Consider the following 6615-nt stretch of genomic DNA (forward strand, 5'->3'; position numbering starts at 1 on the left):
CGTCTGTTATACTCGCAGCCCGTTTTAGCCTGAGGGCAAGGAGCAAAGAGAGTGGCTGCGGTCATCCATAATGAGATGCTGGACGAGATTCTGGCGCAGGTTCGTCCGTTACTTGGAAAAGGAAAGGTTGCCGACTATATTCCGGCCCTTGCCTCGGTCAGCGGGAATAAGCTGGGAATTGCAATTTGTACGATAGACGGTCAGCGTTACCAGGCCGGTGACGCCACGGAACGTTATTCCATCCAGTCTATTTCGAAAGTGCTAAGTCTGGTTGCGGCCATGCGACAGTACGAGGAAGAGGAGATCTGGCAACGGGTGGGTAAAGATCCCTCCGGGCAGCCGTTTAACTCTCTGCTACAGCTTGAGATTGAACAGGGTAAACCGCGTAACCCCTTTATCAACGCGGGGGCGCTGGTGGTCTGCGATATGCTGCAAAGCCGTCTTAGCGCGCCACGCCAGCGCATGCTTGAAATTGTTCGCCAGCTCTCAGGCGTTGACGATATTGCTTATGATTCAGTGGTCGCCCGTTCGGAGTTCGAGCACTCTGCGCGTAACGCCGCCATTGCCTGGTTGATGAAATCGTTCGGCAATTTCCATAATGATGTGGCGACCGTACTGCAAAACTATTTCCACTACTGCGCGCTGAAAATGAGCTGCGTGGAGCTGGCGCAGACCTTCCTGTTCCTTGCTCACCAGGGGCACGCACCGCATCTCGATCAGGAGGTGGTTTCACCTATGCAGGCGCGTCAGGTCAATGCCCTGATGGCGACAAGCGGGATGTATCAGAACGCGGGCGAATTTGCCTGGCGCGTCGGTCTTCCGGCCAAGTCGGGCGTCGGGGGTGGGGTGGTTGCCATTGTACCGCATGAGATGGCTATTGCTGTCTGGAGCCCGGAGCTGGATGAGACGGGTAATTCACTGGCCGGTGTGGCGGTTCTGGAGAAACTGACCCAACGCCTGGGACGTTCCGTTTACTGATGTCTGACCTGGATCCTCTTTTTTCTCGTCTGGCGCGATCGACCTTTCGGTCGCGCTTTCGCTTAGGCACAAAAGAACGACAGTACTGCTGGGACAAAGGTGCCGATACCATTGACCAGCATGCTGCCGACTTTATTGCGAAGCGTCTTGCCCCCGCGCACCCCGTTAACGACGGTAAACAGACCCCCATGCGCGGCCATCCGGTGTTTATTGCCCAGCACGCGACCGCCACCTGCTGTCGCGGCTGTCTGGCGAAATGGCACAACATTCCGCAAGGTGTTCAGCTCACCGCGCAGCAACAGCACTATATCGTCGGCGTGATCCACCACTGGCTGGTGTTGCAGATGAACGCCTGATGTTGATGGGTGCTGATCCTGTTGTAATTGTGTTATAGATGCACGCTATGAGATCCCCCGCGTGGTGACGGGACAGTTAGTTGCCATAAGTTATTATATGGAATGATATTTAATGCGTTCAGACCCCGCTGCCTTCACGCTTTTTCGCCCTGAATCGCCGCTGCGTAATGCGGCGGGTATCTTTATTCTCACCACCTTATTCTACTTTATCGGTGCGGAATTACGTCTGGTCGAAGCCTTGTCGCTGTTCTGGCCGCTGAATGGCGTGATGGCGGGCGTCTTTGCCCGTTATACCTATCTCAATCGCCTGCATAACTACGCGGTGTCGTATGTCGCCATGCTGATGTACGACGCGGTCACCACCAACTGGGGAATGGCCTCGGTGGTCATCAACCTGTCGAATATGGTCTTTATCGTCGTTGTCGCATTGCTGGTGGTGCGTGATAAACGGTTGATGAAGAAAACCCCCGATCCCATTAATGCGCTGCGGCTGTTCAATTATTGTCTGATCGCCGCCTTATTATGTGCGCTGCTCGGCGCGACCGGGTCGGTGGGGATCGACAGCCATACCTTCTGGCCGCTGTTTGCCGACTGGTTCAGCGAGCAGTTCTCAACCGGCGTGCTCATTTTACCCTGCATGCTCACGGTCAGTATGCCGACGCGGGCATTCAAGCTGCGTCTGGAGCAACTTTTACCGGTCATTGCGCTGATTGTCTCGGTGATGGCATCGGTGGTGATTGGCGGGGCGGGAAGCCTTGCCTTTCCGCTGCCGGCGCTGATCTGGTGTGCGGTCCGCTACTCCTTGCCCGCGACCTGTCTGCTGACGTTTCTGACCGGCGGTCTGGAGATCGTTCTGGTCGCTAACTCCATTATCAATATCGCCGTGGGCACGCCGCTCTCTACCCCGATGATGTTCTCCGCACGGCTGGGGATTGCCACCATGGCGATCTGTCCGGTTATGGTCTCCGTCAGTATGGCGGCCATTAATTCGCTCATCCGTCAGGTGTCATTGCGCGCGGATTATGATTTTCTGACCCACGTTTATTCACGCTCCGGGCTCTATGAGGCGTTAAAGCGGGAAGAGGCGCAGCGGCAGACACGTTTTCTGTCCGTGATGCTGCTGGATATCGATTACTTCAAAAGCATCAATGATAACTATGGGCATGAGTGTGGCGACCGCGTGCTGGCCGCGTTTGCCCGCGAGGTTCAGCAGGTTGTCGGAGACGACGGTATGGTGGCGCGTATGGGCGGAGAAGAGTTCGCGGTTGTGGTGAACACCGGTGACGCGCAGCACGGCTTTGCGCTGGCGGAACGTATCAGACTCACCATTGCCGCTCATCCGTTTACCTGGCGCCAGCAAACGCTCTATCTGACCGTGAGTATTGGTCTCGGGAGCGGGAAGGCGGCGTCGTGGCAGTTGACCGAAGTATTCAACAGGCTGATGGCCGAAGCAGACGATCATCTCTATCGTTCCAAAAAAGCGGGGAGAAATCGCACCAGTGCGCGTGTGTCAGACGATCCCATTACCCCGACCCCGGAGAGTGAAACCTGAGCGCAGCCTGCATTCTGCCGGGGATGAATCATAACGAATAGCAGATAAATTGCTTGCTAGGTATTTTTAACGTCAATAAGATACCGTAAGAAAGCTATCGGAAAATTCGCAGAATGAATGCAGCTGACAAACTCAGTAGAACCCCTCGTGTACCAGGAAGCCGGTTTGTCAAACGTATGTATCTGATGCGTATTCTCGGCACGTTTCTCTGTTTTGTTCCCATCCTCTCCGTGCTGATTGAACAGAATCGTTCAATCTGGCTGATGTGTTTGCTGGCGTTGAACGCGTTTATCTGGCCTACGCTTGCCTGGTATCGGGCGCGAAATTCGGCCATGCCGCTGGTGACTGAGCATCAGAATCTGGTGCTGGACGCCGGGGCGGGGGGATTCTGGATCGCCATGATGGCAGTTAATCCGCTGCCGTCGGTGGTCATTGCCACCATCATGCTGACCGACCGGCTCTCGGCAGGGGGCGTTACGCTGATGAGAAAGGCGGCCATCACCATGCTGGGCGTTTTTCTGGTGACCTGGCTGACGCAGGGAATGGCGGTGGATATGTACGTTTCGCAGCGCACCATGTTTGCCACGCTGCCGCTGATTGCAATTTATCTGCTGGCACTGAGCATATTAACGGACAGCATTGCGCTGCGCCTGCGGATCAAGAGCCGGGAGCTTGAGCGGATCGCGATGATGGATCCGCTACTGGATATCGCGAACCGACGGCTGCTCGAAAAGCGGATTGACCACGAACTGAATAAACTGCGCCAGACGTGCCGGGAATCGGCCCTGATGTTCATCGATATCGACAATTTTAAAGACGTTAACGATCGTTTTGGTCATAAGGTTGGGGATGCATTGCTGGCGGCCGTCTCGCAAATACTGCATTTGTCGACACGCCCGAACGATACCCCCGCACGCCTTGGCGGCGATGAATTTGTGGTGTTGCTGCCGGATACCACCCTTGAAGAGGCGCAAGTTGTCGCCAGACGCATTATGGATGCGGCTGCAATGAAAAAGGAGGTGGCTCAGGAGACGGTGCATTGCACGCTCAGCATCGGTATCGCCTGTGCCACGCGAGAAATGATAAGCGTAACCGACTGGCTACAGGCCGCGGACAACGCCCTGTACCGCGCCAAGCGGGACGGTAAGAACAGAATATTCGCGCACTGACAATGTCTCTGTTTAGGCTACGCTTTGAGTAACGCTTTGCGTCAGGAGACGTTATGAAAACACCTGCAACCCCAGAAAATGAAATGGAACGTCTGAACTCGCTGCGCGAGTCAGGCCTGCTTGAGATCGACAGTTCCCCGGCGTTTGACCGACTGACACGTCTGGCAAAACGCTTCTTCCAGGTTCCCCTGGCGATGGTCAATCTTATTGATGAACACTCGCTGATTGTGAAGTCGGCCGATGGTCAGGCGCCTGACACCGTTCCGCGTAATATCTCGTTTTGCGGCCATACGATCCTCAGCGAAGCGCCGCTGGTGGTTGCCGATATGCGTCAGGACGATCGATTTGCCGATAACCCGCTGGTGGCCGGTGAGCCTGGCGTAAGGTTCTATGCCGGTTTTCCACTGCGTTTACGTGACGGGGCGAGCGTGGGATCGCTGTGCCTGATTGATTATTCTCCTCGTGAATTTTCCGCAGCCGATCTTGCCGTGCTGGGCGACCTGAGCGCGCTGGCGGAAGACGAGTTTGCTGCCGTCAGCGCGGCGACAACCGATGAATTAACCGGTCTGTTTAACCGTCGGGGCTTTAACCAGCTGCTCCGGTTCACGCTCTCCGTAGCCAGACGTCGGGCGGAGCCGTTAACTCTGGGCTGGCTGGATCTGGATCGCTTCAAAGAGATTAACGATCGCTACGGACATGAAGAGGGCGACAACGCGCTGAAAGTGATGGCGGAACTGATGCGCACCTCTTTCCGTGAAGCGGATTTGCTGGTTCGCTTTGGCGGCGATGAGTTTGCCGTGCTGTTTGCCGATACCGACGAGCAGGGGGCCTGGATTGCCATGCAGTATCTGGCCGAGCAGGTCGAACAGTACAATGCGCGCAGGCTGCATCCCTGGTCACTCCGTTTTTCCTGGGGGCTGAGCGAGTTCGATCATAACGGCAACGATCTGCAGCAGTGGATGAAAGACGCGGATGAAAAAATGTATGCCATGAAGCAGCAGCGCAAGCGCGCAACATGACATAACAAAAGCCTATGTCTGATGTGATTGCGTTACATAAATGTTAAATGCACAGTGAGCGTATTCAACGTAAGGAAAACCCATGAATACCTCACTGCAGATCAAAACCCTCACCCGGGACGATATTCTCACCCACCTCGATGCGCTGGCCGATATCCTTGAAAACTGTGTCAGGGGCGGCGCTTCCGTCAGTTTTATGTTGCCATTCAGTACCGATAAAGCTCGTGCTTACTGGCAGGATATTGCCGGGAGCGTAGGGCGTGACGAACGCGTTGTGCTGGCCTGCATCGATTCTCAGGATGGCGTGATTGGCACCGTGCAGCTCATTACCGATCAGCCGGAAAACCAGCCGCATCGTGCCGATGTGGCAAAGCTGCTGGTGCATGAAAAAGCGCGTCGTAAAGGTGTCGCGATGGCGCTAATGGAGGAGCTGGAAGTGCAGGCCAGAGCAAGAGACATCTCGGTGCTGCTGCTGGATACCTCAACCGGCAGCGGAGCGGAGACCTTCTACCAGCGCGCTGGCTGGCAAAAAGTGGGGGAGATCCCGCGTTATGCGCTAATGCCGGATGGCGCGATGACCGCCACATCGGTCTTCTATAAGTTCTTGTGATTATTTCCCTCAATGACGTGATGAATTGATCAAAAGCGGGGTTCTGGTCGAAAACCTTTGGTAAGTTATCATACCAATTTAATCAGGTTGTACGACTAATCATAAAAGGACCCCATTGTGAACACACTTAACCGTCGTGATTTCCCCGGTGCTCTCTACCCCGAACGAATCATTCAGTTTGGCGAGGGCAATTTCCTGCGTGCGTTTGTCGACTGGCAAATCGACCTGTTAAACGAACATACCGATCTCAATGCCGGTGTCGTGGTCGTACGCCCAATTCAAAGCGACTTCCCGCCGTCATTAAGCACTCAGGATGGCCTGTATACCACGATCATTCGTGGTCTGAATGAGCAGGGCGAGGCGGTCAGCGAAGCGCGTCTTATCCGCTCGGTGAATCGGGAGATCAGCGTCTACAGCCAGTACGATGAATTTCTGAAACTGGCGCACAATCCGGAGATGCGTTTTGTCTTCTCCAACACCACCGAGGCGGGGATTAGCTGGCACGCGGGCGATCGTTTCGAAGATGCGCCAGCGGTGAGCTATCCAGCGAAGCTGACGCGGCTGCTGTTTGAGCGCTTCAGCCATTTTAACGGCGCAGCGGACAAAGGCTGGATCATCATTCCGTGCGAGCTAATAGACTATAACGGCGAAGCGCTGCGCGAACTGGTGTTGCGCTATGCACAGGCATGGGCACTGCCAGCGGAATTTATTCAGTGGCTGAATGCGCATAACAGCTTCTGCTCCACGTTAGTTGACCGCATTGTAACGGGGTATCCGCGCGACGAAGCGGCGACGCTGGAAGTCGGGCTTAGCTATCACGATGCGTTCCTGGATACCGGGTAATGACTCCAACTTATTGATAGTGTTTTATGTTCAGATAATGCCCGATGACTTTGTCATGCAGCTCCACCGATTTTGAGAACGACAGCGA

At 55.1% G+C, this 6615-nt stretch carries 7 protein-coding genes and 1 pseudogene; 7 read left to right on the plus strand and 1 reads right to left on the minus strand.

Going from position 1 to position 6615, the window contains the following annotated elements:
* Positions 1 to 51: 51 nt before the first annotated feature.
* From glsB to ACOTZF_RS10670, 7 genes and pseudogenes are all read left to right on the plus strand, one after another.
* A complete protein-coding gene (gene glsB / locus ACOTZF_RS10640) occupies positions 52 to 978 on the plus strand; it encodes a glutaminase B (protein ID WP_129317615.1) in 927 nt (308 codons plus the stop codon).
* Positions 978 to 1334, plus strand: a complete 357-nt coding sequence (locus ACOTZF_RS10645) for a DUF4186 domain-containing protein (RefSeq protein ID WP_013096609.1) — start codon at positions 978 to 980, stop codon at positions 1332 to 1334. Before glsB ends, ACOTZF_RS10645 begins: the two co-directional genes overlap by 1 nt.
* A 112-nt stretch (positions 1335 to 1446) precedes the next feature.
* A complete protein-coding gene (locus ACOTZF_RS10650; protein WP_129251684.1) occupies positions 1447 to 2886 on the plus strand; it encodes a GGDEF domain-containing protein in 1440 nt (479 codons plus the stop codon).
* 176 nt (positions 2887 to 3062) lie between these two features.
* On the plus strand, positions 3063 to 4055 hold the full coding sequence (locus tag ACOTZF_RS10655; RefSeq protein WP_061772235.1) for a sensor domain-containing diguanylate cyclase: 993 nt from the start codon (positions 3063 to 3065) through the stop codon (positions 4053 to 4055).
* Positions 4056 to 4108: 53 nt separating this feature from the next.
* A complete protein-coding gene (locus tag ACOTZF_RS10660; protein WP_348563156.1) occupies positions 4109 to 5074 on the plus strand; it encodes a sensor domain-containing diguanylate cyclase in 966 nt (321 codons plus the stop codon).
* Between the two features lie 82 nt (positions 5075 to 5156).
* Positions 5157 to 5684 carry a GNAT family N-acetyltransferase gene (locus tag ACOTZF_RS10665; RefSeq protein ID WP_129251686.1) on the plus strand — a complete coding sequence of 176 codons (528 nt, stop codon included), beginning with the start codon at positions 5157 to 5159 and terminating at the stop codon, positions 5682 to 5684.
* A 117-nt stretch (positions 5685 to 5801) separates the two neighbouring features.
* Positions 5802 to 6521: pseudogene (locus ACOTZF_RS10670) on the plus strand (tagaturonate reductase); the annotation flags it as partial.
* Between the two features lie 16 nt (positions 6522 to 6537).
* Here the strand turns inward: ACOTZF_RS10670 and ACOTZF_RS10675 are convergent.
* On the minus strand, positions 6538 to 6615 hold a 78-nt coding region (locus tag ACOTZF_RS10675; RefSeq protein WP_001401901.1), incomplete at its 5' end, for an IS1 family transposase.

The organism is Enterobacter cloacae complex sp. SHL021 (assembly GCF_049237765.1).
GTDB classification, from domain to species: domain Bacteria; phylum Pseudomonadota; class Gammaproteobacteria; order Enterobacterales; family Enterobacteriaceae; genus Enterobacter; species Enterobacter cloacae.